The sequence below is a fragment of the Variovorax boronicumulans genome, assembly GCF_040544675.1.
GTDB lineage: Bacteria > Pseudomonadota > Gammaproteobacteria > Burkholderiales > Burkholderiaceae_C > Variovorax > Variovorax boronicumulans_D.
The window spans coordinates 172,743-198,220 of sequence record NZ_JBEPKK010000010.1; the positions used below are offsets into that span (position 1 = coordinate 172,743).

At 65.7% G+C, this 25,478-nt stretch carries 24 protein-coding genes; 5 read left to right on the forward strand and 19 right to left on the reverse strand.

Annotation, left to right across the window (positions count from 1 at the left end):
- The first annotated feature begins 18 nt into the window (after nucleotides 1–18).
- Nucleotides 19–894, forward strand: coding sequence for a helix-turn-helix transcriptional regulator (locus ABIC90_RS18650; RefSeq protein WP_354356578.1), 876 nt, complete (start codon nucleotides 19–21; stop codon nucleotides 892–894).
- A gap of 10 nt (nucleotides 895–904) precedes the next feature.
- Here the strand turns inward: ABIC90_RS18650 and ABIC90_RS18655 are convergent, their stop codons facing one another.
- The gene (locus tag ABIC90_RS18655) at nucleotides 905–1,603 is read right to left on the reverse strand and encodes an FMN-dependent NADH-azoreductase (RefSeq protein ID WP_354356580.1); all 699 of its coding nucleotides are present in this window, start codon (nucleotides 1,601–1,603) and stop codon (nucleotides 905–907) included.
- Between the two features lie 117 nt (nucleotides 1,604–1,720).
- On the opposite strand from ABIC90_RS18655, the gene ABIC90_RS18660 reads away from it, so the two are divergent.
- A complete protein-coding gene (locus ABIC90_RS18660) occupies nucleotides 1,721–2,650 on the forward strand; it encodes a LysR substrate-binding domain-containing protein (RefSeq protein ID WP_354356582.1) in 930 nt (309 codons plus the stop codon).
- A 19-nt stretch (nucleotides 2,651–2,669) separates the two neighbouring features.
- Here the strand turns inward: ABIC90_RS18660 and ABIC90_RS18665 are convergent, their stop codons facing one another.
- A complete protein-coding gene (locus tag ABIC90_RS18665; RefSeq protein WP_354356584.1) occupies nucleotides 2,670–3,323 on the reverse strand; it encodes a TetR/AcrR family transcriptional regulator in 654 nt (217 codons plus the stop codon).
- Between the two features lie 86 nt (nucleotides 3,324–3,409).
- Here ABIC90_RS18665 and ABIC90_RS18670 point away from each other — a divergent pair, with 86 nt between their 5' ends.
- From ABIC90_RS18670 to ABIC90_RS18680, 3 genes are all read left to right on the forward strand, one after another.
- Nucleotides 3,410–4,249, forward strand: a complete 840-nt coding sequence (locus ABIC90_RS18670; protein ID WP_354356586.1) for an NAD(P)H-binding protein — start codon at nucleotides 3,410–3,412, stop codon at nucleotides 4,247–4,249.
- Entirely contained in the window at nucleotides 4,246–4,731 is a 486-nt protein-coding gene (locus ABIC90_RS18675) for an anthrone oxygenase family protein (protein ID WP_354356588.1), read from the forward strand. Before ABIC90_RS18670 ends, ABIC90_RS18675 begins: the two co-directional genes overlap by 4 nt.
- Before the next feature lie 98 nt (nucleotides 4,732–4,829).
- Nucleotides 4,830–5,273 (forward strand): hypothetical protein, encoded by a 444-nt coding sequence (locus ABIC90_RS18680; RefSeq protein ID WP_354356590.1) that lies wholly within the window; start codon nucleotides 4,830–4,832, stop codon nucleotides 5,271–5,273.
- Here the strand turns inward: ABIC90_RS18680 and ABIC90_RS18685 are convergent.
- From ABIC90_RS18685 to ABIC90_RS18765, 17 genes are all read right to left on the reverse strand, one after another.
- Nucleotides 5,270–6,172, reverse strand: coding sequence for an SDR family oxidoreductase (locus ABIC90_RS18685; RefSeq protein WP_354356592.1), 903 nt, complete (start codon nucleotides 6,170–6,172; stop codon nucleotides 5,270–5,272). The genes ABIC90_RS18680 and ABIC90_RS18685 overlap by 4 nt on opposite strands.
- Before the next feature lie 118 nt (nucleotides 6,173–6,290).
- A complete protein-coding gene (locus ABIC90_RS18690; protein ID WP_354356594.1) occupies nucleotides 6,291–7,229 on the reverse strand; it encodes a glutathione S-transferase family protein in 939 nt (312 codons plus the stop codon).
- 29 nt (nucleotides 7,230–7,258) lie between these two features.
- The gene (locus ABIC90_RS18695) at nucleotides 7,259–8,899 is read right to left on the reverse strand and encodes an isovaleryl-CoA dehydrogenase (protein WP_354356596.1); all 1,641 of its coding nucleotides are present in this window, start codon (nucleotides 8,897–8,899) and stop codon (nucleotides 7,259–7,261) included.
- Nucleotides 8,900–9,004: 105 nt separating this feature from the next.
- Complete coding sequence (locus tag ABIC90_RS18700) at nucleotides 9,005–10,021, reverse strand: NADP-dependent oxidoreductase (protein WP_354356598.1); 1,017 nt, start codon at nucleotides 10,019–10,021, stop codon at nucleotides 9,005–9,007.
- Between the two features lie 26 nt (nucleotides 10,022–10,047).
- Complete coding sequence (locus ABIC90_RS18705) at nucleotides 10,048–10,518, reverse strand: PaaI family thioesterase (protein ID WP_354356600.1); 471 nt, start codon at nucleotides 10,516–10,518, stop codon at nucleotides 10,048–10,050.
- A 109-nt stretch (nucleotides 10,519–10,627) separates the two neighbouring features.
- Nucleotides 10,628–11,425, reverse strand: a complete 798-nt coding sequence (locus ABIC90_RS18710) for an SDR family oxidoreductase (RefSeq protein ID WP_354356602.1) — start codon at nucleotides 11,423–11,425, stop codon at nucleotides 10,628–10,630.
- Nucleotides 11,426–11,476: 51 nt separating this feature from the next.
- Nucleotides 11,477–11,710: a hypothetical protein gene (locus ABIC90_RS18715; RefSeq protein ID WP_354356604.1), complete on the reverse strand. Its 234-nt coding sequence runs from the start codon at nucleotides 11,708–11,710 to the stop codon at nucleotides 11,477–11,479.
- A 2-nt stretch (nucleotides 11,711–11,712) separates the two neighbouring features.
- Nucleotides 11,713–13,569, reverse strand: coding sequence for an acyl-CoA dehydrogenase (locus ABIC90_RS18720; RefSeq protein ID WP_354356606.1), 1,857 nt, complete (start codon nucleotides 13,567–13,569; stop codon nucleotides 11,713–11,715).
- 170 nt (nucleotides 13,570–13,739) lie between these two features.
- The gene (locus ABIC90_RS18725) at nucleotides 13,740–14,915 is read right to left on the reverse strand and encodes an acetyl-CoA C-acyltransferase (RefSeq protein ID WP_354356608.1); all 1,176 of its coding nucleotides are present in this window, start codon (nucleotides 14,913–14,915) and stop codon (nucleotides 13,740–13,742) included.
- Between the two features lie 157 nt (nucleotides 14,916–15,072).
- Complete coding sequence (locus ABIC90_RS18730; protein WP_354356610.1) at nucleotides 15,073–16,542, reverse strand: M20 family peptidase; 1,470 nt, start codon at nucleotides 16,540–16,542, stop codon at nucleotides 15,073–15,075.
- A 25-nt stretch (nucleotides 16,543–16,567) separates the two neighbouring features.
- Nucleotides 16,568–18,673, reverse strand: coding sequence for a 3-hydroxyacyl-CoA dehydrogenase NAD-binding domain-containing protein (locus ABIC90_RS18735; protein WP_354356612.1), 2,106 nt, complete (start codon nucleotides 18,671–18,673; stop codon nucleotides 16,568–16,570).
- Between the two features lie 223 nt (nucleotides 18,674–18,896).
- Nucleotides 18,897–19,592 carry an ABC transporter ATP-binding protein gene (locus tag ABIC90_RS18740; RefSeq protein WP_354356614.1) on the reverse strand — a complete coding sequence of 232 codons (696 nt, stop codon included), beginning with the start codon at nucleotides 19,590–19,592 and terminating at the stop codon, nucleotides 18,897–18,899.
- A gap of 1 nt (nucleotide 19,593) precedes the next feature.
- Nucleotides 19,594–20,370, reverse strand: a complete 777-nt coding sequence (locus tag ABIC90_RS18745) for an ABC transporter ATP-binding protein (protein ID WP_354356616.1) — start codon at nucleotides 20,368–20,370, stop codon at nucleotides 19,594–19,596.
- On the reverse strand, nucleotides 20,371–21,675 hold the full coding sequence (locus tag ABIC90_RS18750) for a branched-chain amino acid ABC transporter permease (RefSeq protein WP_354356618.1): 1,305 nt from the start codon (nucleotides 21,673–21,675) through the stop codon (nucleotides 20,371–20,373).
- Nucleotides 21,676–21,679: 4 nt separating this feature from the next.
- Complete coding sequence (locus tag ABIC90_RS18755; RefSeq protein ID WP_354356620.1) at nucleotides 21,680–22,633, reverse strand: branched-chain amino acid ABC transporter permease; 954 nt, start codon at nucleotides 22,631–22,633, stop codon at nucleotides 21,680–21,682.
- Between the two features lie 78 nt (nucleotides 22,634–22,711).
- Nucleotides 22,712–23,953, reverse strand: a complete 1,242-nt coding sequence (locus tag ABIC90_RS18760; protein ID WP_354356622.1) for a branched-chain amino acid ABC transporter substrate-binding protein — start codon at nucleotides 23,951–23,953, stop codon at nucleotides 22,712–22,714.
- A gap of 202 nt (nucleotides 23,954–24,155) precedes the next feature.
- Nucleotides 24,156–25,385, reverse strand: coding sequence for a branched-chain amino acid ABC transporter substrate-binding protein (locus ABIC90_RS18765; RefSeq protein WP_354356624.1), 1,230 nt, complete (start codon nucleotides 25,383–25,385; stop codon nucleotides 24,156–24,158).
- Nucleotides 25,386–25,478 lie beyond the last annotated feature (93 nt).

Below are 25,478 nucleotides of genomic sequence, written 5' to 3' on the forward strand. Positions count from 1 at the left end.
CGAGGAGGCCTGCGCTCGATGGAAACACTGGCTTGCCGCTACTGGCGAGACGCTGACCTGACGGGTCTTCAGTTCACGGCCAGCCGGCATCTGCATCGCGAGATCCGGCCGCACCGGCACGTCGGATTCACGCTCTCGGTGTCGGACACCGAACTGCATGTGCGCACCGGCACCCGCGTGACGGTGGTGCCGCCGGGCACCTTGCTGCGCATCGCGCCGCAGGCCTGGCATGCCGTGCAGGCACGCAGCGCGCCGTGGCGCGAAGACGCGATGTACTGCAGCTCCGCCGTTGCCCGCTGCATCAGCACGGCGAGCGACGACGCGCCGATGGCGCGCGCGGCGGGCGACGATGGCGTATCGCTCTGCCTGGACGCCTCGGCGGCATTCGAATTTCTCGAGTGCCACCGGCTGCTCTACGAGCCGACGAGCACCGGCAACGAAGAAGACGCCGCTGCGGGCCGCGCCCTGTTGCGCCAGCGCCTGGCGCGATGGGTTCCGCTGCAAACGCGGCCTACACCTGTCTTCGACAGCGGCGACGCGCGCATGAACCGGCTCTACGAAGCAATCGCCGCCGGCTTTCAGCAGCGCATGACGCTCGACAGCCTCGCCGACGTGGCGGGCATGCACCCGGTGCATCTGCAGCGGCGCTTCAAGGGCGCCATGGGATTCACGCCGCACGAGCTGCTGGTGGGCCACCGCGTCGGGTACGCGCGCGACCTCATCGCCGGCGGTGCGCGCGTGACCTATGCGGCGCATGCGGCCGGCTTTGCCGACCAGAGCCACCTGCACAAGATCTTCACCAGCACCTACGCCGTGCTGCCCGGCGACTATCGCAAGCTCGCCGCGCTCGATGCGCTGCAGCCGCTGTCGGCCAGGAACGGCATTCCCGGGTAGCCGGAGCGGCTCACTGCGCAACGGCTTGCGGTTCCGTCGCACGCCCAAGTTCATCCACGAGGCGATCGACCGCAGCCTCGGCCTTGCGCATCGACTGCGCAAGCTGCTCACCGCCGAACTCGTCGCACTCCACCGCCGCGTCGAACAGGTCGGTGATGCCGATATAGCCGAAGACCGCGCGCACCGTGCCCTCGACATGGTTCAGGTGCGCAACGCGCCCGCCCGGGTCGTAGCCGTGGTCGCCGCGTGCGCCGAGCAGCACCATGCGCTTGCCGGCGTCCGCCAGCATCGGCCAGTACGGCACCGCGCCCCGCGCGCGGTCGAAGCCGAAGGTGCGGCCCACGCGCACGATGTTGTCGATGTAGGCCTTGAACTGCGACGGCACGCTGAAGTTGTACATCGGCAGGCCCACCACGATCAGGTCGGCGGCGACGAGCTGGTCGACCAGGCGGTCGCTCTTGGCCAGCACCTCGGCCATCCACGGTTCGCGCTCGGCCGGTGCGGTGAAGGCGGCATGGATCCAGCGGCTGCTGACGTGCGCGGGCGGCTGCTGGCCGACGTCCAGGTAGTCGATGCAGTCGTCGGGCCGGGCTTGCCGCCAGCGCTCGACGAAACGTGCGGAAAGCCGCCGTGTGTGCGAGCCATGCGGGTCGATGCCCGAGAGACCCGGGCGCGCGCTGGCGTCGATGTGAAGCAGGTTGAAGCTCATGGTTTTGATCGATGAATGGATGAATTGGATTGCTCTGTATTGCGCTGTCAGAATGGCGGCACAGGGCTTGAATTTATGGATAAGCTCGCCCGCTCACAAACGATCTTTTCTCCCGCCATGCAAGAGATGGATTCATCTGTCCGCCCACCGCGCCGCCTGCCTCCCCTGCTCTCGCTGCGCGCCTTCGAGGCCGCTGCCGCGCACCTGAGCTTTCAGCGCGCGGCGGTCGAGCTTTCGGTCACGCCCTCGGCCATCAGCCATCAGGTGCGCGCGCTGGAGGACACGCTGGGACAGCCGCTGTTTCGCCGGCTCACGCGGCAGCTCGCGCTGACGCCTTCGGGCCAGCGGCTGTTCGACGACCTGCGCACGGGCTTCGATGCGCTCGAAGCGGGCATCGACAGGCTGCGCCGCCCGCCGGTATCGCAGCACGTCACGCTCACCACCAACACGGCCTTTGCGGCGCGCTGGGTGCTGCCGCGCATGGCGGCGTTCCACAAGGCCTGTCCGGGCATCGAGCTGCGGCTGCACGCGAGCGACACGCTGGTCGACCTGTCGCGCGGCGATGCCGACATCGCGGTGCGCTCGGGCAGCGGCAACTGGCCCGGGCTGGTGTCGCGCGAGCTGATGCGCGAGCGCTATGCGCCACTGTGCAGCCCGATGCTGAAACTGCGCCGCGCAAGCGAGCTGCCCAGGCACCCGCTGATCCACTGCGACTGGCAGCCGCATGCGTTGGCCCCGGCGTTGTGGCCGCGGTGGTTTCGCGAGGCTGGCATCGCGCAACCACCACGGGCACTGCAGGCGCGGTTGGCGAAAGGGCTGTCTTTCTCCGATGAAACGCACGCCATGCTCGCCGCGCTGGCGGGCCACGGCGTGGCGCTGTTGAGCCTCACGCTGGCGGCCGAAGAACTGCGCAGCGGCGCGCTGGTGCAGCCCTTCGGCCCGGCACTGGACACCGGAAGCTACTTTCTAGTGACCGCAGGCGGACGAGAGAACGAGCCCGCGATCCGCGCGGTGTGGGCATGGATCGCATCGCAAGCGCCCGGCTGATGGCCGCGGCCGCGCCGCATCAGGCACGGGGTTCCGCAATCTCCCGCAATGCCATGCGCTTGAATGTTTCCACCAGCGCCGCACCCTCGGCCGGATCGACCGCAATGGCCAGTCGGATAGTGGCCTCGCCCATCTCCCAGATGAGGAATGCGGTCTGCCCGATACGCCTGGCCTGCGCGCGGCCGTGCACCTTGTGCATGGCCTCGGCCAGCATCTGGCCGCAGGCGCGGCTCTCGGCGACCTGCAGCGCCAGCAGTTGCCTGTCGGCCTGCATGCCGCTCCAGATGTCGCGCATCACGGGATGCTCGCTGACGATCGCGTAGTAGGTGTCCACGAGCGCGGCGAACGACGTCTTGAGGCTCGCGAGATCGCTCACGTCCTTCAGGCCCTCGCGGATGCACTCTCGGCTTTGCGCGTTGATGCGCTCGGCGAGCATGCGGATGAGTGCGGCCTTTTCAGGGAAGTACTGGTAGAGCGATCCGATCGAGATGCCGGCCGATGCGGCGACCTCGCTCATCTTCAACTGGTCGCTTCCGCCGCGCACGATCAGCTCGCCGGCGGCTTCGAGGATGCGCTCCACGCGCGCCTTGCTGCGCTCCTGCATCGGGCTTTTTCTGGCCGAGGGCGCTTCGATGGCGACCACCTGGGATTGCAAAGGGGCACTGCGTGTCATGGCTTCATCCCGGGTTGACATTCAAAATGTGAGTAACTATCATTTTTTACGTGAGCATTTCTCACATTATCTCCAGGAGTTCAAAAATGGCCACGGACAGCAACCCCATCCTCGTACTGGGCGCCAACGGCAAGACCAGCGGCCGCGTTCTACAGCGGCTGCGCGCCGCCGGTCACACCGTGCGCGCGGGCTCGCGCTCGGCACAGCCGCGCTTCGATTGGGAAGAGCCTGCCACCTGGACTGCCGCACTCGACGGCGTGCGCGCCGTCTACGTCGCCTACCAGCCTGACCTGTGCGTGCCCGGCGCCGTGGAAACAGTCACCGCGTTCTACGACGCAGCCGCGAAGGCCGGTGTGCAGAGGATCGTGCTGCTGTCAGGCCGTGGCGAGCCCGAAGCGCAAGACGCCGAGAAAGCCCTGCAGGCCACGCCGCTCGACTGGACCATCCTGCGGGCCAGTTGGTTCTTCCAGAACTTCAGCGAGAACTACTTTCTGGACGAGATCGTTGCGGGCGCGATCACGCTGCCCGAAGGGCTCGCACCGGAGCCTTTCATCGACGCGGACGACATTGCCGAGATCGCCGCAGAGGCACTCACCGGCAGCCGCCACAACCGTCAGCTCTACGAACTGACCGGCTCGCAGGCGCTGACCTTCCAGGAGGCCATCGCGCAGATCGGCCAGGCGACCGATCGCCAGATCGCGTGCCAGATCATTTCCAAGGCGGACTACGCGCTGGCCTTGTCCGAAGCCGGACTGCCGCCCGACGTGGCGCAGTTGGTGATCTACCTGTTCAACACCGTGCTGGACGGTCGCAACACGCCGGTCGCCGATGGCGTCGAACGCGCGCTCGGCCGCCCGCCGCGCAGCTTTGCCGACTACGTTGCGCGCACCGCTGCCAGCGGCCTGTGGGGAGCGAAGCGGTCATGAGCAAGACGATGACGGTACTGATCCTGGCGAGCGCCCTTTCCACCGCGCTTGTCGCGGGCATGTTCTACGCGTTTTCTTCGTTCGTGATGGCGGCGCTCGCGCGCATCCCGAACAGCGAAGGCATCCACGCGATGAACGCGATCAACATCACGGTGATCACGCCGAGCTTCATGGTTCTCTTCATGGGAAGCACCTTGCTGTGCGTGGTGCTCGGCGGCTGGTCAATGTTCTCGATCTCGCAGCGCGACTCGCAACTCGTGCTGCTCGCCTGCCTGTTCCATGTGGTCGGCTGCTTCGGCGTGACGGTGTTGTTCAACGTGCCTTTGAACGACCAGCTCGCAGCGACCTCGCACACCGACGGCCACGCGTTCTGGCAGACCTATCTCAAGACCTGGACGCGGTGGAACACGGTGCGAACGGCATCGTCGGCACTGGCCGCGATCGTCTTCGTCGCAGTCGCATTGCGACGGGCCGCTACATAGGTGCTTTGCATCTTGCGTTCACCAGTGGAACGTGATTTCATCCGATCAGAACAGCAATAACAAGCCGCGAGAACTCACTCTTCAGGGAGAAGATCGAAATGAAACACCATGACTCGCGCGTGTTCGCAGCACTGGCATTGCTGTCCACCTGCATGGCATCCGCCGCTGCGTTTGCAGCCGACGGGACCATTCATTTCACCGGCGAGATCGTCGCCTCCCCGTACGAAATTCGCAGTGCCGCAGTGCAAGCGCCGGCACTGCGGACCACGGCGGCCCGCCGCGTCGACGGCACGGGACCGGCCGTCGAGATTTCGTTTCTCCGACAGGACGTAGACCGCCCGAGCGGCAGCGTGAGCGTCGATGCGCTCGGCGCCCTGCCCTTGCGTACCGTGTTCACCGATGCTCGCGGTCGCCGGCATGTCATCGATACCTCGAAGGCGCAGGCCATCGGCCAGGACGGGGGCGTGCTTTCCATCGCGGCGCAGCACAAGCCGCCCGCAGGCCGCGTGGCGGCCGCGATGGTGACGGTCAGCTACAACTAGGCGCGAAGCTGCTCGCGCAGCTTCTGGCCGATCTCGGGCCTCTCGAGGAACGGGTCGGCCGGGTTCGTGACCGCCACGATGTTCTCCATGCGCGCGCGCACATTGCCCAATGCCTTGGGATGGCTGAACACGTAGAACTGGTTGTCGCTGATGGCGTCGAACACCTTGTTCGCCACTTCGGCCGCGGTGATCTTGCCGCTGCTCACCGCCTTGTTGCTCATGGCCTGGCCGATGAGCTGGCTCTTGGTGAGCTCGGTGTCCTTGGGCGCATTCGGGCGGTTGCGCTCGCTGCTTGTGATGCCGGTGGGCACGAAGTACGGGCACAGCAGGCTCGCGCCGATCTGGTCGGTGACGAGCGTCAGGTCTTGATACAGCGTTTCGGTGAGGCTCACGACCGCCGCCTTGGCGGCGTTGTAGATGCCCATGTTGGGCGGCGTGAGCAGCCCCGCCATGCTGGCGGTGTTGGTGATGTGGCCGCGGTAGGCCGGGTCTTTGGCGGCAGCCTCCAGCATCATCGGCGTGAACAGGCGCACGCCGTGGATCACGCCCCAGAGGTCCACGCCCAGCACCCATTCCCAATCGGAAACCGTGTTCTCCCACACCAGCCCGCCCGCGCCGACGCCGGCGTTGTTGAACACGAAGTGCGGCGCGCCGAAGCGCTCCTTCACGGCGGCGGCCAGCGCTTCCATCTGCGCGGCGTCGGACACATCGACCTTGCGGGCCAGCACCTCGACGCCGGTGGCTTCCATCTCGGCCTTGGCCTTGTCGAGCGCGTCCTGCTGCACGTCGACCAGCACGAGGTTCATGCCGCGTGCGGCGCCGATGCGCGCGCATTCGAGGCCGAAGCCCGAGCCTGCGCCGGTGAGAACGGCGGTCTTGCCCTTGAAGTCCTGAATCATTTGCCGGTGTCCTTCTTGCGTTGAATGTCTCTGACGTTGGAGGCGCTATTGAAATACGGAACGCGCCGCCGCGCAGTCACGAAGGTGCCCGGCGCCATCGCCTTGAGCGCTGTCTTCTTCAGGCTTCTGCTTTCTTCAACACGTAGCCGATGCGCGGGAAATGCACATGCACCGTGCCCACGCGCTCGCTGCTGCGCTCCAGCGTGTAGTGCATGCGGGTGGCGGCGATCAGCGTGCCGGTCGTTTCTTCCAGGCCGAAGCTCTCGGCGCGGATGGTCACGGCGCTGCCGAGCGGAATGCCGTGGTCGTCCTGGAAGGTGCTGTCGGTCAGCAGCGAATGCGGCGTGGCGGCCTTGGCCAAGGCGATGGCTTCGTCCGAGCTGAACTTCTCCGGTGCGCCGTGGCCGATGGCCGCCATGCGGTCCATCCAGTCGACCACCGCGGGCGTGAGGTCGAGGATGGTGCGGACCGATTCGATGCGGCGCGTGTACCAGAGCGGGTGATAGGCCGCAAAGTCCGAAATGCTCGACACCTCGCCCAGCAGAAAGGGCTTGTCGTCCAGCATGTCCGACAGGCGGCGCAGGTACGACTTGTAGGCGCTGGTGGCGTCGGCCGGGCGCAGGCGCGTCATGTTGCCGGCGCTCATCTTGCCGCGGTCTTCGCCGAAGGCCTTGAGGGCTTCGGGCGGCGCCTTGGCGAACACCTCGGCCGCGCCCCTGGGCTGCAGGTTCCAGGCCATCGCGGCCCAGAACAGCGTGGTGTCGGCCCACTGCGCAAGGATGCGCGACATGCCCTTCTCGGGCTCGGGGTAGAGCGTGGGTTCGGGCTGCAGGTGCTCCAGCACATCGGCGATGAGCGCGCTGTCGCAGTACATGTCGGCGCCGATCTGCAGGAACGGCGTCTTGCGGTAGCCGCCGGTGAGGGTTTCCACATCGGGCTTGGGCATGATCGGCGGGATGAACACCGACTTCCACGGCAGCTTCTTGGCGCCGAGGATCAGCCGCACCTTTTCCGAGAACGGCGAGGTGGTGTAGTGGTGGAGGATCAGGTCGGCCATGGTGTTTCCTGTGGGGTGTTCTTGTGTGGTCAGCGCGGCTGGGCCCGCTGGATGATCGAATCGAAATCGGTGCCCGCGCCCAGCGTGCCGAAGGCATTGCCCCAGTCGCCGCCCAGGCGCGATGCGCAGAAGGCGCCGACCACCGCGGGCGGTGCGGTCTGGGCAAGCAGCGAAGCCTGCACGGCGAGCGCCACGTCCTGTGCCAGACGACGCGCCTCCACCTCGGAGGCCATGGCCTCGATGCGCGCCGGCAGCGCGTCGGCCATGCGGTCGAGCGCGGCATGCTGCCCGCGCGCGGGCGCCAGTTCCTTCGCGAGCGCCGCCACGGCATCGCCCTTGCGCAGGCCACGCAGCAGGTCGAGCGCCATGATGTTGCCGGCGCCCTCCCAGATCGAGTTGAGCGGCATCTCGCGGTAAATGCGCGTCATGACGCCTTCGCCGCCCTCTTCCACATAGCCGTTGCCGCCCAGGCACTCCATCGCTTCCTGCGCGAAGTGGCTGCCGCGCTTGCAGATCCAGAACTTGGCGACCGGCGTGAGCAGGCGCGCCATGAGGCGTTCGTGTTCGTCGTCGGGATGGTCGAAGGCGCGGGCCAGGCGAATGGCCAATGCCGTCGAGGCCTCGCTTTCGAGCGCGAGATCGGCCAGCACGTTCTTCATCAGCGGCTGCTCGATCAGCGGCTTGCCGAAGGCGTTGCGCTGCGATGCGTGGTTGATGGCGATGCCGAGCGCCTGCCGCATGAGGCCGCTGGTGCCCAGCGCGCAGTCGAGCCGGGTCATCGTGCCCATCTCCAGGATCTGCGGAATGCCGCGCCCCTCTTCGCCCACGAGCCAGGCGCTGGCGCCATGGAATTCGACCTCGGAGCTCGCATTGGCCTTGTTGCCCAGCTTGTCCTTCAGGCGCTGGATGTGGATGGCATTGCGCGATCCGTCGGGCAGCACGCGCGGCAGGAAGAAACAACTCAGCCCGGCCTCGGCCTGCGCAAGCACCAGGAAGGCATCGCACATCGGCGCCGAAAAAAACCACTTGTGGCCGGTGATCGCATAGCGCTCGCCCCATGCGTCGCTGCCATCGCGCGCAGCCCGGGTGGTGTTGGCCCGCACGTCGGAGCCGCCCTGTTTCTCGGTCATGCCCATGCCCATGGTCACGCCGGGCTTGTCCTTGAAGGACTTGAGCGCGGGGTCGTACCGGAGGCTCGCGAGTTTGGGGCCCCAGTCGGCGTACACGGCCGCATTGCTGCGCAGCGCGGGCGTGACTGCGTAGCTCATCGAGATCGGGCACAGGATGGAAGGCTCCAGCTCGGTGAACAGCATGAAGCCAGCCGCGCGCAGCACATGCGGCGAGGCCGAAGTGCCGGTCCACGGCGTGCCGTGCAAGCCGGCCCCTACAGCGGCCTTCATCAGCGCGTGATAGCTCGGATGAAACTCCACCTCGTCGATGCGCCGCCCGAAGCGGTCGTGGGTGTGCAGCTCGGGCGTGTGGGTGTTGGCCAGGCGCGCATGCGTCTGCATCTCGGCCGAGCCCGCGGTCGCGCCCAGTTCCTGCAAAGGCCCCAGCTGCAGCGCCGGCGCGTTGAACTTCAACGCATCGCGCAGCGGCCGGTTGGTTTCGAAGAGGTTGTAGTCCGCCAGCGGTGCGGGCTGGTTGAACACCTCGTGCGTCGAGTTCATTCGCATACCTCCATGCTTCGCATTGCGGTGCGCGCTTGCTTGGGGCGGCCCGGCGCGGCGCGCATACCGGCCTCCTTGCCGTGCGTTCAGTTCATTCGAAGCAGGTCAGATCAATTTGACCAACTGCTTGCCGAAATTCTTGCCCTTGAGCAAACCCAGGAAGGCTTCGGGGGCGGATTCGATGCCCTGCGCCACCGACTCACGCGGCTTGAGCTTGCCCGTGCCCACCAGCGTGCCCAGTTCGTTCAGCGCCTCGGGCCACACTTCCATGTGCTCGCTGACGATGAAGCCTTCGATCTTCAGTCGGTTGATGAGGATCAGCGCGGGGTTGGCCAGCGGCAGCGGCGCGCCGTCGTAGCCCGCGATCATTCCGCACAGCGCCACGCGGGCGAAGGCGTTGCAGCGCAGCAGCACGGCGTCGAAGATATAGCCGCCGACGTTCTCGAAGTAGCCGTCGATGCCGTCGGGACAGGCTTCCTTCAGCGCGGCGCTCATGCTCTTGACGTCGGGGTGCTGCTTGTAGTCGATGCAGGCGTCGAAGCCGAGTTCGTCGGTCACGTACTTGCACTTGTCCGGACCGCCCGCGATGCCCACCACGCGCAAGCCGCGCGCCTTGGCCAGCGCACCGAAGGCGCTGCCCACCGCGCCGCTGGCGGCCGTGATGACCACGGTTTCGCCGGCCTTGGGCGCGATGATCTTCACGAGTCCGTACCAGGCCGTCACGCCCGGCATGCCGACCGCGCCGAGGTAGTGCGACAGGGGCACATGCGTGGTGTCGACCTTCTTCAGCGAGCCGGGCTGCGAGGCATCGACCACGCTGTACTCCTGCCAGCCGCCGAAGCCGACCACCTTGTCGCCGACGGCGAACTTGGGGTGCTTGCTCTCGACCACTTCGCCGACCGTGCCGCCCTGGAAGACCTGGCCCACGGGCTGGTTGGCGGTGTAGCTTTTCGAATCGTTCATGCGCCCGCGCATGTACGGATCGAGGCTCATGTAGTGGTGGCGCACCAGCACCTGGTTGTCGGTGAGCGCGGGCGTCTCGACGGTCACCAGCTTGAAGTTGCTCGCGGTGGCTTCGCCGTCGGGGCGGTTGTCGAGGTGGATCTGCTTGTTCGTGGGCATGTGGTTCTCCTGGGGAATTCGTTGAGTCAGTCGGTGGAAGGCGGCCGCATTTCATTCGCGCTGGCGGGGCCCGTCGGCAGACGGCGCTTCACGTACTTGAAAGTGCCGGTGGCATGGGCGCACACGCGCTCCTGTTCGTCGTAGATCTTGGCTTCGGTAAACGCCAGCGTCGCAGTGCGATGGATCAGCGTGCCGCGCGCATGCAGCGGGCCGACCGAAGGCTGCATGAAGCTGGTCTTCATCTCGATGGTGACCACGCCGGTCTCGGGCGCCACGCTGCGCGCGGCCGACGCCATGGTGATGTCCAGCAACGTCATGCAGGCGCCGCCGTGCGTCACGTCGAAGGTGTTCAGGTGCTCGGGCTTGGCGGTGTAGATGATTTCGGACTCGCCGCCCTCGAACTTCGTGAGCTCGAAGCCCAGGTGGCGCGCGAACGGAATCTGGCTCGTGTACGAGCGGATGTTGATGTCGGTAGAAGGCGGGGTTTCAGTGGTCATGGATTCCAATCGTGAGACACCGCGGAACCGGCTCCGCCGGGCCGCCGGTGTCGCCCCCGGCGAGGGGGGTGGCGAAGCGACACGAAGTGCGCGCAGCCTGGGGGAGTGCCTATGCCGCGCCCAGGACCACGCTCACGCCGCCGTCCACCGCCAGCCACTGGCCGGTGATGTGCTTGCCGGCATCGCTTGCATACAGAAGCGTCAGGCCCTTGAGGTCTTCGTCGTCGCCCAGGCGGCCGAGCGGCGCCTGGGCGGCCATCTTCTCCTCGCCCAGCGACTTGATCAGGCCCGCCGCCATCTTCGTCATGAAGAAGCCCGGGCAGATCGCGTTCACGGTGATGCCGTACTTGCCCCATTCGGCTGCCAGCGTGCGCGTGAAGCCGATCACCGCCGTCTTGGAGGTGTTGTAGGCCAGTGTCTGCATCTCGGGCGGGTTGCCGTTCAGACCGGCGATCGAGGCGATGTTGATGATGCGGCCCGTCTTCTTCGGGATCATGTAGCCGTTGGCGATCTGCTGCGACAGGATGAAGTAGCCGCGCACGTTGAGGTTCATCACCTTGTCCCAGGCCTCGACCGGATGGCTCTCGGCCGGCGCACCCCAGCTCGCGCCGGCGTTGTTGATCAGGATGTCGACCGCACCCATGCGCTGCAGCGTCTCGTCGGCCAGGCGGCGGGTGTCTTCTTCCTTCGAGCAATCGGCGGCGATCCAGCGCGCGTCGATGCCCGCAGCTTGCAACTCGGCGGCGGCCTGCTCCAGGTCGTCGGCCTTGCGCGAGCTCAGCATGATCCTGGCGCCCGCTTCGCCCAGCGCATGGGCCATCTGCAGGCCCAGGCCGCGCGAGCCGCCGGTGATGAGGGCGGTCTTGCCGGTGAGGTCGAAGAGTTGCTGGGTGGTGCGGGCAGTCATGGGTTGTCTCCGGTGTTCTGTGAGGGGGGCGGTCGGATTGCGTGTTTCTTTTTACTTGCCGTCGAGGCGGGAGCGCACGTAGATGAGCACGACACCCACCAGGGCGACCACGCCGCCGGGCACGGCCAGGGACCAGCCCAGTGTGGCGTCGGTGCGGCCCGTGGCGATGCCCAGGATCACCAGGAACAGGCCGGCGTAGATCAGGATCCAGATCCACTTCTCGAGCCGGGCGTGCGGCTTCGGAGGTTTGACGGGGGTGGGAGTGTTGGGGGCGGCGTTGGCCATTGTCAGAAAGCGTCCTCGGGCAAAGCGGTACAGGTGGGGTCGCGGCTCTCGACCACGTTGAGCCAGGCACCGATTTTCGGCAGCTCGTAGTGGAAGAAATAGTCCGTGGCGCCGATCTTGCCAGCTGTTACCGCCCTCGCCTTGTCCGCGTCGATCTCCAGCGCGCGCCGCGCCACGTCCAGCCAGATCCAGGCCAGCACCGTATGGCCGAAGGCCTGCATGTAGGGCACGGCATTGGCCAGCGCGTCGGCCGGGTCGCCGGTGGACCAGGCCGCTTCGGTGGCGCTGCCGATGCGCTGCAGCGCTGCGCCCAGCGCCTCTGCATGGGCCGCGAGCGCCGGCACCTTGGCCGTGCGGCCGATGGTTTCGGTGATGCGGCCGGCCAGCAGTTGCAGGCCCCGGCCCTTTTCCATCAGCACCTTGCGGCCCAGCAGGTCGGCCGCCTGGATGCCGTGGGTGCCCTCGTGGATCATGTTCAGGCGGTTGTCGCGCCAGTACTGCTCCACCGGAAAGTCGCGCGTGTAGCCGTAGCCGCCGTGCACCTGGATCGCGAGCGAATTGGCCTCCAGGCACCATTCGCTGGGCCAGCTCTTGGCGATGGGCGTGAGCACTTCCAGCAGCAGGCGTGCGTCGTCGGCGGCCTGTGCATCGCCGGTCTTTTGCGTGTCGACCAGCCGGGCGCAGTACAGCTCCAGCGCCAGCGCGCCTTCGCAGTACGACTTCTGCGCGAGCAGCATGCGGCGCACGTCGGCGTGTTCGATGATGCGCACCTGCGGGCTGGCGGAGTCCTTCGCGACTTGCGTGCCGGCGCCCGCCTCGGGCTTCTTCACGAGACGGCCCTGCGGTCGGCTCTTCGCGTAGTCGAGCGAGGCGTAGTAACCCGCCATGCCGAGCATGGTCGCGGCCGTGCCCACGCCGATGCGGGCCTCGTTCATCATGTGGAACATGCAGTGCAGGCCCTTGCCGGGCGCACCGACGAGGTAGCCGACAGCGCCCGCCTTGCCATCGACCGGGTACTTGCCCTCGCCGAAGTTCAGCAGCGTGTTGGTGGTGCCGCGCCAGCCGAGCTTGTGGTTCAGGCCCGCGAGCGCCACGTCGTTGCGCACGCCGGTCAGCTCGCCCTGGGGATTGACCATGCGCTTGGGCACGATGAAGAGCGAAATGCCTCGCGTGCCTGGCACCAGCTTGCCGTTCTCATCGGGGATCTTCGCGAGCACGATGTGCACGATGTTCTCGGTCAGCTCGTGGTCGCCGGAGGAGATCCACATCTTGTTGCCGGTGAGCCGATAGCGCGGGCCCAACGGGTCGTTCTGATAGTCCGCGCCATCGGGCACGGCGCGCGTGGCCACGTCGCTCAGCGACGAGCCGGCCTGCGGCTCCGACAGGCACATGGTGCCGGCCCAGCGCCCCGAAAATTCGTTCTTGGCGAACACCTCTTTCTGCATCTCGGTGCCGTGCACCATCAGCAGGTTGGCGTTGCCGCTGGTGAGCATGTTGGAGCCGATGCTCACCGAGGCCATCGCGAAGAAGCTGTTGGCCGCGGCCGACAGCGTGTAGGGCAGCTGCATGCCGCCAATGTCGTAGTCCTGCGCGGCGCTCATCATTCCCGACTCGACGAAGGCCTTGTGCGCGTCGTGCGTGGCCTTGGGCAGGATGACTTTCTCGCCGTCGAAGTGCGGCTCCTGCGTATCGACCGTGCGGTTGAACGGCGCGTATTTTTCGCGCGCGATGCGCTCGCAGGTGTCGAGCACGGCGTCAAAGGTTTCGCGCGAGTGGTCGGCGAAGCGCTCGCTCTGGTTGAGCGACTCGGCATCGAGCCAGTCGTAGAGCAGGAAGTCGAGGGTGGGACGCAGGCTCATGATTGGGTCTTGATGTGGAGGCTACCGACCTTCGCCGGTAGCGCTCGTCGGCCGGCGAAGCCAGGCCCGTTCGTGAAACACCGCGGAACCGGCTCAACCGGCCCGCCGGTGTTGCCCCCGGAAGGGGGTTGGCGAAGGCGGCGCGCAGTGCGCCGCAGACTGGGAGAGCGTCAGAGAACCTCGAACACGCCCGCAGCGCCCATGCCGCCGCCGATGCACATGGTGACCAGCACCTTCTTGGCGCCGCGGCGCTTGCCTTCGATGAGCGCGTGGCCCGTCAGGCGCTGGCCGCTCACGCCGTAAGGGTGGCCCACGGCGATGGCGCCGCCGTCCACGTTCAGGCGGTCGGCCGGAATGCCGAGCTTGTCGCGGCAGTAGATCACCTGCACCGCGAAGGCTTCGTTCAGCTCCCACAGGTCGATGTCGTTGACGGTGAGGCCCAGGCGCTTGAGCACCTTCGGAATGGCGAAGACCGGGCCGATGCCCATTTCGTCGGGCTCGCAACCGGCCACGGCAAAGCCGAGGAAACGGCCGAGGGGCTTCAGGCCCTTCTGCTCGGCGTACTTCTCGTCGACCACCACGCAGGCGCCGCCGCCGTCGGAGAACTGGCTGGCGTTGCCGGCCGAGATCAGGCCGCCGGGCATGGCCGAGCGGATGCCGCTGATGCCTTCCTTGGTGGTGCCGGCGCGGATGCCTTCATCGTTCTCGATGGCGACTTCCTTGGTGCGCAGGCCCAGCACCGGGTCGGCCACGCCGGCCAGCACAGTGATGGGGGCGATTTCTTCCTTGAAGCGGCCGGCTTCAAGCGCGGCGGTGGCCTTCTGCTGGCTCGCTGCGCCGTATTCGTCCATGGCGTCGCGGCCGATGTTGTAGCGCTTGGCGACCTGCTCGGCCGTCTGCAGCATGTTCCAGTAGATCTCGGGCTTGTGCTTCACGAGCCAGGGGTCGGCCAGCATGTGCTTGTTGGCTTCGTTCTGCACGCACGAGATGCTCTCGACGCCGCCGGCCACGTACACATCGCCTTCGCCCGCGATGATGCGTTGCGCGGCGGTGGCGATGGTCTGCAGGCCCGAGGAGCAGAAGCGGTTGATCGTCATGCCCGAGGTGGTGACCGGGCAGCCGGCGCGCAGCGCGATCTGGCGCGCGATGTTGGAGCCGGTGGCGCCTTCGGGCGTGGCGCAACCCATGATGACGTCGTCGACTTCGGCGGCATCGATGCCGGCGCGCGAGATGGCGTGCTGAACGGCGTGGCCGCCGAGCGTGGCGCCGTGCGTCATGTTGAAGGCACCCTTCCAGCTCTTCGCGAGCGGCGTGCGGGCGGTGGAAACGATGACGGCGCTGGTCATGGTGAGGTCCTTTCGGGAAGAGAGAAACAGAAGGAATGAGGGCCCAGAAGAGGTGAGAAAACCGTCGCGAGCGGCCCGAGCTTGCATTGAGGACCGGAACCGTATGTGGATACGGTGAGGACCGGAGATGCGAGATCGGGTCGCGCAGTAGGTTTGCTCATCTCTTCTCGTTGGTGTTGCTGAGGAGCCGGTGATAGAAGCCGATCATCTCGCCGTAGTTGGAGATGGCCAGGCGTTCGTTGTTGCCGTGAAAGCGTGCGAGGTCTTCGCTCTTCATGCGGAACGGCGAGAAACGGAACACCGCGTCGCTCACTAGGCTGAAGTGGCGCGAATCGGTCGCGGCGGTCATGAGGCCGGGCGCCACGACCACATCGGGGAACGACTCGCGCACGGCCTGCTGGATCGCCCGATAGCCGGTGCTGTCGGTCGGCGACACGGGTGACGGCTCGGAGTTGCCGGGGTAGCGCTTGATCTTGATGTCGTCGTTGGCCAGCGCCTTGCGCAGATGCGCCTCGACGCTGTCGATGGAGTCGCCCGGCAGGATGCGGAAGTTGACCGCAGCCTCGGCGCGGCCGGGCAGCACGTTGTCCTTGTTGCCGGCGCGCACGATGGTCAGTGCCGTCGTCGTGCGCAGCATGGCGTTGCTGCTCGGGCTCTTCTCAAGCTGGCCGCGCACCAGCGGCTCGGTGAGCCACAGGTTGGACAGCATCACGCGGTTGATGCCGCTCATCTCGGGCGCGAGCGCGCCGAACATCTGGCCGGCCACGCCCTGGATGCTGCCGGGCATCGGGTTGGCTTCGAGCCGCGCGAGCGCCGCGCTCATGCTGCCGATGGCGCTGTGCTGCGGCGGCATCGACGAATGGCCGGGGGCGGTATCGAGCGAAAGGAAAAAAGTGCCGTAGCCCTTCTCGGCCAGGCCGATCAGCGCCGCGGGCTTGGAGAGGCCGGGCAGCACGCCGTCGAGCACCAGCAGGCCCTCGTCGAGCACCCAGTCCAGGCGCACGTTGCGCGACTTGAGCAGCTCGGCGATGGGTTGCGCGCCGCGCAGGCCGCTCACTTCCTCGTCGTCGCCCATCACCAGGTAGACGGTCTGCTTCGGCTTGAAGCCGGCGCCAATGAGCAACTCGATGGCTTCCATCTGCGCGAAGAGATTGCCCTTGTTGTCCAGCGTGCCGCGGCCCCAGATGAAGCCGTCCTTGATCTCGCCGCTGAAGGGCTCGACCGTCCAGGCCTTCTCGGTGCCGGGCGCGATCGGCACCATGTCCTGGTGCGCCATCAGCGCAATGGGCTTGGCGGCGGGATCGGAGCCGGTCCATGTGTAGAGCAGCGCCTTGCTGCCGACCACTTCCTTCTTGAGGGTGGCGTGGACCTTGGGGTAGTTCTGTTCGAGGTAGGCATGCAGCTTGTCGAACTCGGCCAGGTTGGCGGCCGGATCGTCGAGGCTGGACACCGTGCGGATCGGAATCGCACCCGAAAGACGCCTGGCGGCGGCCTGCAGATCGATGTCCAGCTTGGGTGCGGGCGCCACCGCGAGCTGCTGCGATGGCGTGGTCCAGGTCTTGACCGCCACGGCCGCCACCAGTGCCAGGAGCACCAGCAGCAGCCCGAGGAAGATGCGTTTCAACATGGGCGGTCTTGATCCCGGCTCAGTCTCAGCTGAAGGACTTGCCTTCGGCCACCAGCTTCTGGATCAGCGGTGCCGGCTGCCAGAACTCGGCGTCGTCGCGCGGGTTCTTCGCAAAACGCTTCATCGACTCGGCCACATTGAAGAGGCCGACCTGCGATGCGTAGTGCATCGGGCCGCCGCGCCAGATCGGGAAGCCGTAGCCGGTGAGGTACACCATGTCGATGTCGCCCGACTTGGAGGCGATGCCGTCTTCGAGGATGTGCGCGCCTTCGTTGACCAGCGCGTACACCAGGCGTTGCACGATCTCTTCGTCGGAGATCTTGCGCGGCGTGATGCCCAGTTCCTTGCGGTGGTCCTCGATCATCTTGTTGACCAGGTCCGACGGAATCGCGTCGCGCTTGCCGGCCTGGTAGTCGTACCACCCGGCCCCGGTCTTCTGGCCGAAGCGGCCCAGTTCGCAGAGCTTGTCGGCCGTGCGGCTGTACTTCATGTCGGCGCGCTCGGTGGCGCGGCGCTTGCGGATCGCCCAGCCGATGTCGTTACCGGCCAGGTCGCCCATGCGGAATGGGCCCATGGCAAAGCCGAACTTCTCTACGGCCTTGTCCACCTGCTGCGGCGTGGCGCCTTCGTCCAGCAGGAAGCCCGCCTGGCGCGAGTACTGCTCGATCATGCGGTTGCCGATGAAGCCGTCGCACACGCCCGAGACCACCGAGGTCTTCTTGATCTTCTTGCCGATGTCCATGACCGTGGCGAGCACGTCCTTGGCGGTGGCCTTGCCGCGCACCACTTCGAGCAGCTTCATCACGTTGGCGGGGCTGAAGAAGTGCATGCCGACCACGTCCTGCGGACGCTCGGTGAACGAGGCAATCTTGTCGACGTCCAGCGTGGAGGTGTTGGAGGCCAGGATCGCGCCCTTCTTGGCCACGCGGTCCAGTTCCTTGAAGACCTTTTCCTTGACGCCGATTTCCTCGAACACCGCTTCGATGATGAGGTCGGCGTCCTTCAGGTCGTCGTAGCTCAGCGTGGTGCTCAACAGCGCCATGCGCTGCTCGTACTTGTCCTGCTTGAGCTTGCCCTTCTTGACCTGGGCTTCGTAATTTTTCTTGATGGTGGCGACGCCGCGGTCCAGGGCCTCCTGCTTCATCTCGAGGATCTTGACGGGGATGCCCGCATTCAGGAAGTTCATCGAGATGCCGCCGCCCATGGTGCCGGCCCCGATCACGCCCACGGCCTTGATCTCGCGCTTGGGCGTGTCTTCGGCCACGTCGGGAATCTTGGAGGCGGCGCGCTCGGCCATGAACAGGTGGCGCAGCGCCAGCGATTCGGGCGTGAACATCAGCGCGGTGAAAAGGCGGCGCTCTTCGGCCATGCCTTCGTCGAACTTCATCTTCGTCGCGGCCTGCACGGCGTCGACGCACTTGAGCGGCGCGGGGTAGTTCTTGGACATGCCGCCGACCATGTTCTTGGCGAACTGGAAGTAGGCATCGCCCTGCGGGTGCTTGCACGGCAGGTTGCGCACCAGCGGCAAGGCTTCGCCGGTCTTGCCGCCCACGCTCTTGGCCAGGGCCACGGCTTCCTCGAACACCGACTCGGGGGAAACAGCCAGCCGGTCGAACAGCTTCTGGCCCGGCAGGCTCGCGAGCAGTTCGCTCTTGACGGCTTCACCGCTCACGATCATGTTGAGCGCGGTTTCCACACCCAGCACGCGCGGCAGGCGCTGCGTGCCGCCCGCGCCCGGCAGCAGGCCGAGCTTGACTTCGGGCAATGCCACGCTGGTGCCGGGTGCGGCCACGCGGTAGTGGCAGCCGAGCGCCAGCTCGAGGCCACCGCCCATGCACACCGAATGGATGGCCGCGACGATGGGCTTGGGGGAGGCTTCGAGCGCGAGGATCACGCTCAGCAGGTTGGGCTCTTGCAGCGCCTTGGGCGTGCCGAATTCCTTGATGTCCGCACCGCCGGAGAACGCCTTGCCGGCGCCGGTGATGACGATGGCCTTGACCGCGTCGTCGGCATTGGCCTTGGTCAGGCCGTCGGTGATGCCGATGCGGGTCGAGAAACCGAGACCGTTGACCGGAGGGTTGGTCAGTGTGATCACGGCGACATCGCCGAGCACTTTGTATTCAGCCGTCATGCTGCGTTCCTTGGTGTGTGAAGAAAAAAAGAAGAAAAAGCACGAGTGTTCTTTTTCAGAAGATTCTAGGCTTTTGTCGCGACGCAACAATGGCATGCAGTCGCTGTAGCGACAAGCCCCCAAACCCTTCGGGCAAAGCGCCCCAAACCGTTCGGGCTGAGCTTGTCGAAGCCTGCGCGCGCCCTGGCGGCCCTTCGACAAGCTCAGGGCGAATGGATTCCGCTCAGACCTCCAGCCACTCTTTGCGAGTGGTGGAGTCGGCGCGCAGGCCGTCCGGCGTGCCGTCGAACACGATGCTGCCGTGGCCCATGACCAGCGCGCGATCGGAAATCTGCATGGCGATGGTCAGCTTCTGCTCGATCAGCAGCACCGAGATGCCCTTGTCCTTGAGCGTGCGCAGGTACTGGCCCACCAGCTCGACGATCTTGGGCGCCAGGCCTTCGGTGGGCTCGTCGATGATGATCAGGTCGGGATCGCCCATGAGCGTGCGGCACAGCGTGAGCATCTGCTGCTCGCCGCCCGAAAGCACGCCGGCTTCGTTGTGCTGGCGCTCCTTCAGGCGCGGGAACATGTCGTACATGTCGTCGAACTGCCACCGGCTGCCCTTGCCCGTGCCCTTCTGTCCCAGCAGCAGGTTCTGGTGCACCGTGAGCTTGGGAAAGATGTCGCGGTTCTCGGGCACGTAGCCGATGCCCAGGTGGGCGATTTCGTAGGCCTTCCTGCGAAGGATGTCCTGGTCTTTCCAGCGCAGCGTGCCTTCGGCATGCACCAGGCCCATGATGGCCTTGGCGGTGGTCGAGCGGCCCGAGCCGTTGCGGCCCAGCAGCGCGACGATCTCGCCGGCGCCGACCTCGAAGGAAACGCCGTGCAGCACATGGCTCTTGCCGTAGTAGGCGTGGATGTCGTGAAGCTTCAGCATGTCAGTGTCCCGCTCCTTGTGCATCGGCCACCGCGGACCCGAGATACGCCTCCTGCACGCGCGCATTGGCGCGAACGGCGGCGGGCGTGTCGAAGGCGATGACTTCGCCGTACACCACCACCGCGATCTTGTCGGCGAGGCCGAAGACCACGCCCATGTCGTGCTCCACCGTCAGCAGCGTCTTGCCGACCGTGACGTGCTTGATGAGCGAGATGAAGTGCGAGGTCTCGGTCTTGCTCATGCCGGCCGTGGGTTCGTCCAGCAGGATCACGCCCGCACCACCCGCGATCGTCACGCCGATCTCCAGCGCGCGCTGCTCGGCATAGGTGAGGTTCACCGCATGCACGTCGCGCTTGCGCTCCAGGCCGATCTGCTTGATGAGCTCTTCGGTGCGCGCATTGGCGTCGTCCAGGTTCGAGAGAAAGCGCAGGAAGGTGTACTTGTAGCCCAGGCTCCACAGCACGCCGCAGCGCAGGTTCTCGAACACGCTGAGCTTGGGGAAGATGTTGGTGATCTGGAAGCTGCGCGACAGGCCCAGCCGGTTGATTTCATAGGGCTTCTTGCCGTCGATGCGCTCGCCGTTCAGCAGCACCTCGCCGCTGGTGGGCGCGAGGCGGCCGCTGATCAGGTTGAACAGCGTCGACTTGCCCGCCCCGTTCGGGCCGATGATGGCCACGCGTTCGCCGGCGTTCACCGCCAGGTCCACGCCGCGAATGATCTCGGTCTTGCCGAAATTCTTGCGCAGCGCCTTCAGTTCCAGTGCATGTTGCGCGCTCATTTACGCCGCCTCCCGACGTTTGATTTCTGCTTCGATCTCTTCTTGCGCCTGCCCCCAGACACGCACGAAGCGGCGGCGCGCCACCTCCAGCGCGGCCAGGCCGATGGCCAGGATCACCGCCGCGCCGAGCCAGCTGCCCACGCCTGCCGTGTCGAGCGCCACGCCGAAGAAGTTCAGCGTCGGGCCCATCGCCGCGTTGAGCTGGATGTGATAGATCATCTCGATCAATGCGGCCGCGCCCACGACCACCGGCACCAGTGCCACGGCGAGCGCGAGGTACAGCCACCAGAAGCGGTCGAACTTGCCGAACTTGGCCACGCGCAGGTTCATCATGATCAGGCTCGCGATGCCGCCGGGGGCGAACATCACCATGAACACGAACACCAGGCCGAAGTACAGCTGCCACGCCTTGGAGAGCTCCGACAGCAGGATCGAGGCAAACACCAGCAGCACCGCGCCGATCATCGGCCCGAAGAAGAACACCGCGCCACCCAGGAAGGTGAACAGCAGGTAGCCGCCCGAGCGGATGGCATTGAGGCTGTCCGCGGCGTTCACGATCTCGAAGTTGATCGATGCCAGGCCACCGCCGATGCCGGCGAAGAAGCCCGCGATGATGAACGCGAAGTAGCGCACGCGCTGCGTGTTGTAGCCGATGAACTCCACGCGCTCCGGGTTGTCGCGCACCGCGTTCAGCATTCGGCCGAGCGGCGTGCCGGTGAAGGCAAACATGAGCGCGGTGCAGACGAAGCAGTAGGCGGCGATCAGGTAATACACCTGGATCTGCGCACCGAAGTTGAAGCCGAAGAAGGTAGGCCCGTACACGCGGTCGGTGGTAATGCCGCCCTCGCCGCCGAAGAAGGTGGGGAACATCAGCGCCATCGAGGCCACCAGCTCGCCGATGCCCATGGTGATCATCGCGAAGGTGGTGCCCGACTTCTTGGTCGTGACAAAGCCGAACAGCACCGCGAAGAACATGCCCGCCAGCCCGCCGACCAGCGGAATGAGCACCAGCGGAATCTGCATGCCGCCCTTGGCGCCCATGTTCATCGCATGGATCGCAAGGAAGGAGCCCAGGCCCACGTACACCGCATGGCCGAAGCTCAGCATGCCGCCCTGCCCCAGCAGGATGTTGTAGCTCAGGCAGATGATGATGAGGTAGCCCATCTGCGAGAGCATGGTGAGCGCCAGGCTGCTCTTGAACAGCATCGGCGAGACGATCAGGACGACGGCGAACAGCGTCCAGATCAGGTAGCGACCGATGTTCCAGGGCTTGAAGCGGTAGTACTGTTTTGTTGCGGTAGTCATGGCGTCAGTCCTCCCGGGTACCAAGAAGACCCTTGGGCCGGAAGATGAGGATCAGCACCAGGAACAGGTACGGCAGGATCGGCGCGACCTGCGAGATCGTGAGCTTGAGCAGCTCGTAGCCGAAGGTCTGGTCGGTCACCGTCATGCCGATGGCGCGCAGGCCTGTGGCCAGCGATTGGTCCATGGCCACCGCGAAGGTCTGGATGGTGCCGATCAGGAGCGACGCGAGGAACGCGCCGGCCAGCGACCCCATGCCGCCGACCACCACCACCACGAAGATGATGGGGCCGACCGAGGCCGCCATGGCGGGCTCGGTGACGTAGGTGTTGCCGCCGACCACGCCCGCCAGGCCCGCGAGCGCAGCGCCGCCGCCGAACACCAGCATGAAGATGCGCGGCACGTTGTGGCCCAGCGCCTCGACCATGTCGGGGTGCTTGAGCGCCGCCTGGATCACCAGGCCGATGCGGGTGCGCGTGAGCAGCAGCCACACCGAAATCAGCATCAGCACCGCCACCAGCATGATGAAGGAGCGCGACTTCGGAAACTGCGTGCCGTAGAGCGTGAAGAGCGGACCCTGCAGCTGTGTCGGCAGGCCGTAGGGCACGGTGGAGCGGCCCCAGGCCAGCTGCACCAGCTCCAGGATGAGGTACGAAAGACCGAAGGTCACCAGCAATTCGGGCACATGGCCGAACTTGTGCACCCGGCGCAGGCTGTAGCGCTCGAACGCGGCGCCCAGAAGGCCCACCAGCAGCGGCGCGATGAAAAGCGCCGGCCAGAAACCGACGATGCCCGACAGCGTGTACGCAATGTAGGCGCCGAGCATGTAGAAGCTCGCGTGCGCAAAATTGAGCACGCCCATCATGCTGAAGATCAGCGTAAGGCCAGAGCTCAGCATGAACAACAGCAGCCCGTAGCTGACGCCGTTGAGCAGCGAGATGACGAAGAATTCGACGTTCATCGGTCTTTCGGATGCGTGAAAAAAGAAAGAGGCCCGAGTGTTGAAGTCGGGCCTCGACCGGTCAGGCGACGGCTGCGATCAGGACGCGCCGCCGGGTCGCTTCATCTGGCACGTCGTGGGGGTGCTCGAGACGTAGGGCTCGTAGTACTTCACGGGAGCCAGCGTGTAGCCGGTGTTTTCCGGGCTGTACGGGTTCTTGGCGTCGGCCTTCTGCCAGCGCGTGATCCACAGGCCCTGCTGCAGCTGGTGGTCGGCCTTGCGCATCTCGACGTCGCCGTTGAAGCTCTTGAACTTCATGCCTTCCATCGCGGCCGCCACCTTCACCGGCTCGGTCGACTTGGTGCGCACGAAGGCTTCGCTGAGCATCGCGTACACCGTGTAGATGTCGGTGGTGTACATGTCGTCGTTGAAGCGCTTCTTGAACTCGCCCATCAGCGGCTGCACCGGGCCCGGCGCGTTGTAGTGGCTGTAGCCCACCTGGTAGACCTTGCCGTCCGAGGCCGCGCCCATGGCGGTCGGCGTGCCGGTGGTCACGGCGTAGTAGGTGTAGAACTTGACGTTCAAACCCGCGTCGTTGGACGACTTGATGAGCAGCGCCAGGTCGGAGCCCCAGTTGCCGGTGATGACGGTGTCGGCGCCCGAGGCCTTGATCTTGGCGATGTACGGTGCGAAGTCGCGCACCTGCGCAAGCGGATGCAGGTCGTCGCCGACGATCTCTACGTCGGGGCGCTTGGTCTTGAGGTTGTCCTTGGCGAACTTGGACACCTGCTGGCCGTGCGAGTAGTTCTGGTTGATCAGGTAGACCTTCTTGATGTCGGTCTGGTCCTTCATGAAGGTGGTGAGCGCCTCCATCTTCATGGAGGTGTCGGCGTCCAGGCGGAAGTGCCAGTAGCTGCACTTGCTGTTGGTGAGGTCGGGGTCGACCGCCGCGTAGTTGATGTAGAGCACTTCCTTGCCCGGGTTGCGGGCGTTGTGCTTTTCGAGCGCATCGATGATGGCGAGCGCGGGACCCGAGCCGTTGCCCTGCACCACGTAGCGTGCGCCTTGGTCCATGGCCGAGCGCAGTGCGCTGGTGGTTTCCTGCGGGCTCAGCTTGTTGTCGATGCCGATGATCTCGAACTTCACGCCGGCCGCGTTCTTCTTGTTGAACTCTTCGGCCAGAAACTGGAAGGTCTTGAGCTGGTTGGTGCCCACCGCGGCCATCAGGCCCGAGAGCGGGTCGAGCCAAGCGATCTTGACGGTTTCACCCTTCTGGGCCAGAGCGCCGGTGGCACTCGCGGCAAGGATGGCTGCGGTAGCGATTTTCAGAGCGAACTTCACGATCTATGTCTCCTGGTCAAACCGAATCAAAAAGCCTTGCACGAGCGTACAAGCGTTCACTGCCCCTACCCTCAGGGAATGCCCGTAAGGGGGTGGCCGCAAAGGCCCGTTTCTATCGCGCAGGCGACAGCGCATTTCTCCAATTGCTACCCGCCGGTAGACCTTTGCTACCAGCGAGTAGGAAATGCGTTCACAAAGACCCTCAGGGGCGCTTCATCTGGCAGGTCGTCGGCGTGCTCGCCACATACGACTCGTAGTACTTCACGGGAACGTTCGTGTAGCCGGTGTTCTCGGCGTCGTAGGGGTACTTGGCGCTGGCCTTCTCCCAGCGCGAGATGTAGAGGCCCTGCTGCAGCTGGTGGTCGGCCTTGCGCATCTCGACCTCGCCGTTGAAGCTCTTGATCTTCATGCCTTCGAGCGCCGCGGCCACCTTGACCGGGTCGGTCGACTTGGCCTGCACGAAGGCGGCGTCGAGCAGTGCGAAGGTATGAAAGATCGAGGCCTGCGTCAGGTCGTCGTTCATCTTCTTCTTGTAGCCGGCAAGCAGCCTCTGGATCTCGCCGCCCATGTTGTAGTGCGCGTAGGCCACCGTGTAGACCTTGCCCGCCGAGGTGGCACCCATGGCCGTGGGCGTGCCGGCGCCCGGTGCGTAGTAGGTGAGGAACTTGACGTCCAGGCCGGAGTCGTTGGCCGCCTTGATGAGCAGCGACAGGTCGGAGCCCCAGTTGCCGGTGATGACGGTGTCGGCGCCCGAGGCCTTGATCTTGGCGATGTACGGTGCGAAGTCGCGCACCTGCGCAAGCGGGTGCAGGTCGTCGCCCACGATCTGGATGTCGGGGCGCTTGACCTTCAGGTTGTCCTTCGCGAACTTGCTGACCTGGACGCCATGCGCGTAGTTCTGCCCGAGGATGTAGACCTTCTTGATGTCCGCCTGGTCTTTCATCCAGGTGGTCAGCGCTTCCATCTTCATGGAGGTGTCGGCGTCCAGGCGAAAGTGCCAGTAGCTGCACTTGCTATTGGTCAGGTCGGGGTCCACCGCCGCGTAGTTCAGGTAGAGCAGTTCCTTGCCGGGATTGCGCGCGTTGTTCTTCTCGATGGCGTCGATGATTGCGAGCGCCGGGCCCGAGCCGTTGCCCTGGGTGATGTAGCGCGCGCCCTGGTCCTGCGCCGAGCGCAGCGCGGCGGTGGTTTCCTGCGGGCTCAGCTTGTTGTCGATCGCGATGATCTCGAACTTCACGCCCGACGCATTCTTCTTGTTGAACTCCTCGGCCAGGAACTGCGTGGTCTTGAGCTGGTTCGTGCCCACCGCGGCCATCAGGCCCGACAGCGGATCCAGCCAGGCGATCTTGACCGTCTCGCCCTTCTGGGCGAAGGCGCCGGCGGCGCCCACCAACATGGCACAGGCAGCGACTGACTTGAGGACAAATGGCATGAAGAGTCTCCTGATTGAAAGGGCGGTATCGGGCGGATGCCAGCGTACAAGTGCTACTTTTTTCCACGCACAGGGATTGCCCGGAAGGAAGAC

Bases quoted from the DNA above. Each gene is read 5' to 3' on its own strand.
- ABIC90_RS18650 (WP_354356578.1), top strand. From the start codon at position 19: ATGGAAACACTGGCTTGCCGCTACTGGCGAGACGCTGACCTGACGGGT.
- ABIC90_RS18655 (WP_354356580.1), bottom strand. From the start codon at position 1,603: ATGAGCTTCAACCTGCTTCACATCGACGCCAGCGCGCGCCCGGGTCTC.
- ABIC90_RS18660 (WP_354356582.1), top strand. From the start codon at position 1,721: ATGCAAGAGATGGATTCATCTGTCCGCCCACCGCGCCGCCTGCCTCCC.
- ABIC90_RS18665 (WP_354356584.1), bottom strand. From the start codon at position 3,323: ATGACACGCAGTGCCCCTTTGCAATCCCAGGTGGTCGCCATCGAAGCG.
- ABIC90_RS18670 (WP_354356586.1), top strand. From the start codon at position 3,410: ATGGCCACGGACAGCAACCCCATCCTCGTACTGGGCGCCAACGGCAAG.
- ABIC90_RS18675 (WP_354356588.1), top strand. From the start codon at position 4,246: ATGAGCAAGACGATGACGGTACTGATCCTGGCGAGCGCCCTTTCCACC.
- ABIC90_RS18680 (WP_354356590.1), top strand. From the start codon at position 4,830: ATGAAACACCATGACTCGCGCGTGTTCGCAGCACTGGCATTGCTGTCC.
- ABIC90_RS18685 (WP_354356592.1), bottom strand. From the start codon at position 6,172: ATGATTCAGGACTTCAAGGGCAAGACCGCCGTTCTCACCGGCGCAGGC.
- ABIC90_RS18690 (WP_354356594.1), bottom strand. From the start codon at position 7,229: ATGGCCGACCTGATCCTCCACCACTACACCACCTCGCCGTTCTCGGAA.
- ABIC90_RS18695 (WP_354356596.1), bottom strand. From the start codon at position 8,899: ATGAACTCGACGCACGAGGTGTTCAACCAGCCCGCACCGCTGGCGGAC.
- ABIC90_RS18700 (WP_354356598.1), bottom strand. From the start codon at position 10,021: ATGCCCACGAACAAGCAGATCCACCTCGACAACCGCCCCGACGGCGAA.
- ABIC90_RS18705 (WP_354356600.1), bottom strand. From the start codon at position 10,518: ATGACCACTGAAACCCCGCCTTCTACCGACATCAACATCCGCTCGTAC.
- ABIC90_RS18710 (WP_354356602.1), bottom strand. From the start codon at position 11,425: ATGACTGCCCGCACCACCCAGCAACTCTTCGACCTCACCGGCAAGACC.
- ABIC90_RS18715 (WP_354356604.1), bottom strand. From the start codon at position 11,710: ATGGCCAACGCCGCCCCCAACACTCCCACCCCCGTCAAACCTCCGAAG.
- ABIC90_RS18720 (WP_354356606.1), bottom strand. From the start codon at position 13,569: ATGAGCCTGCGTCCCACCCTCGACTTCCTGCTCTACGACTGGCTCGAT.
- ABIC90_RS18725 (WP_354356608.1), bottom strand. From the start codon at position 14,915: ATGACCAGCGCCGTCATCGTTTCCACCGCCCGCACGCCGCTCGCGAAG.
- ABIC90_RS18730 (WP_354356610.1), bottom strand. From the start codon at position 16,542: ATGTTGAAACGCATCTTCCTCGGGCTGCTGCTGGTGCTCCTGGCACTG.
- ABIC90_RS18735 (WP_354356612.1), bottom strand. From the start codon at position 18,673: ATGACGGCTGAATACAAAGTGCTCGGCGATGTCGCCGTGATCACACTG.
- ABIC90_RS18740 (WP_354356614.1), bottom strand. From the start codon at position 19,592: ATGCTGAAGCTTCACGACATCCACGCCTACTACGGCAAGAGCCATGTG.
- ABIC90_RS18745 (WP_354356616.1), bottom strand. From the start codon at position 20,370: ATGAGCGCGCAACATGCACTGGAACTGAAGGCGCTGCGCAAGAATTTC.
- ABIC90_RS18750 (WP_354356618.1), bottom strand. From the start codon at position 21,675: ATGACTACCGCAACAAAACAGTACTACCGCTTCAAGCCCTGGAACATC.
- ABIC90_RS18755 (WP_354356620.1), bottom strand. From the start codon at position 22,633: ATGAACGTCGAATTCTTCGTCATCTCGCTGCTCAACGGCGTCAGCTAC.
- ABIC90_RS18765 (WP_354356624.1), bottom strand. From the start codon at position 25,385: ATGCCATTTGTCCTCAAGTCAGTCGCTGCCTGTGCCATGTTGGTGGGC.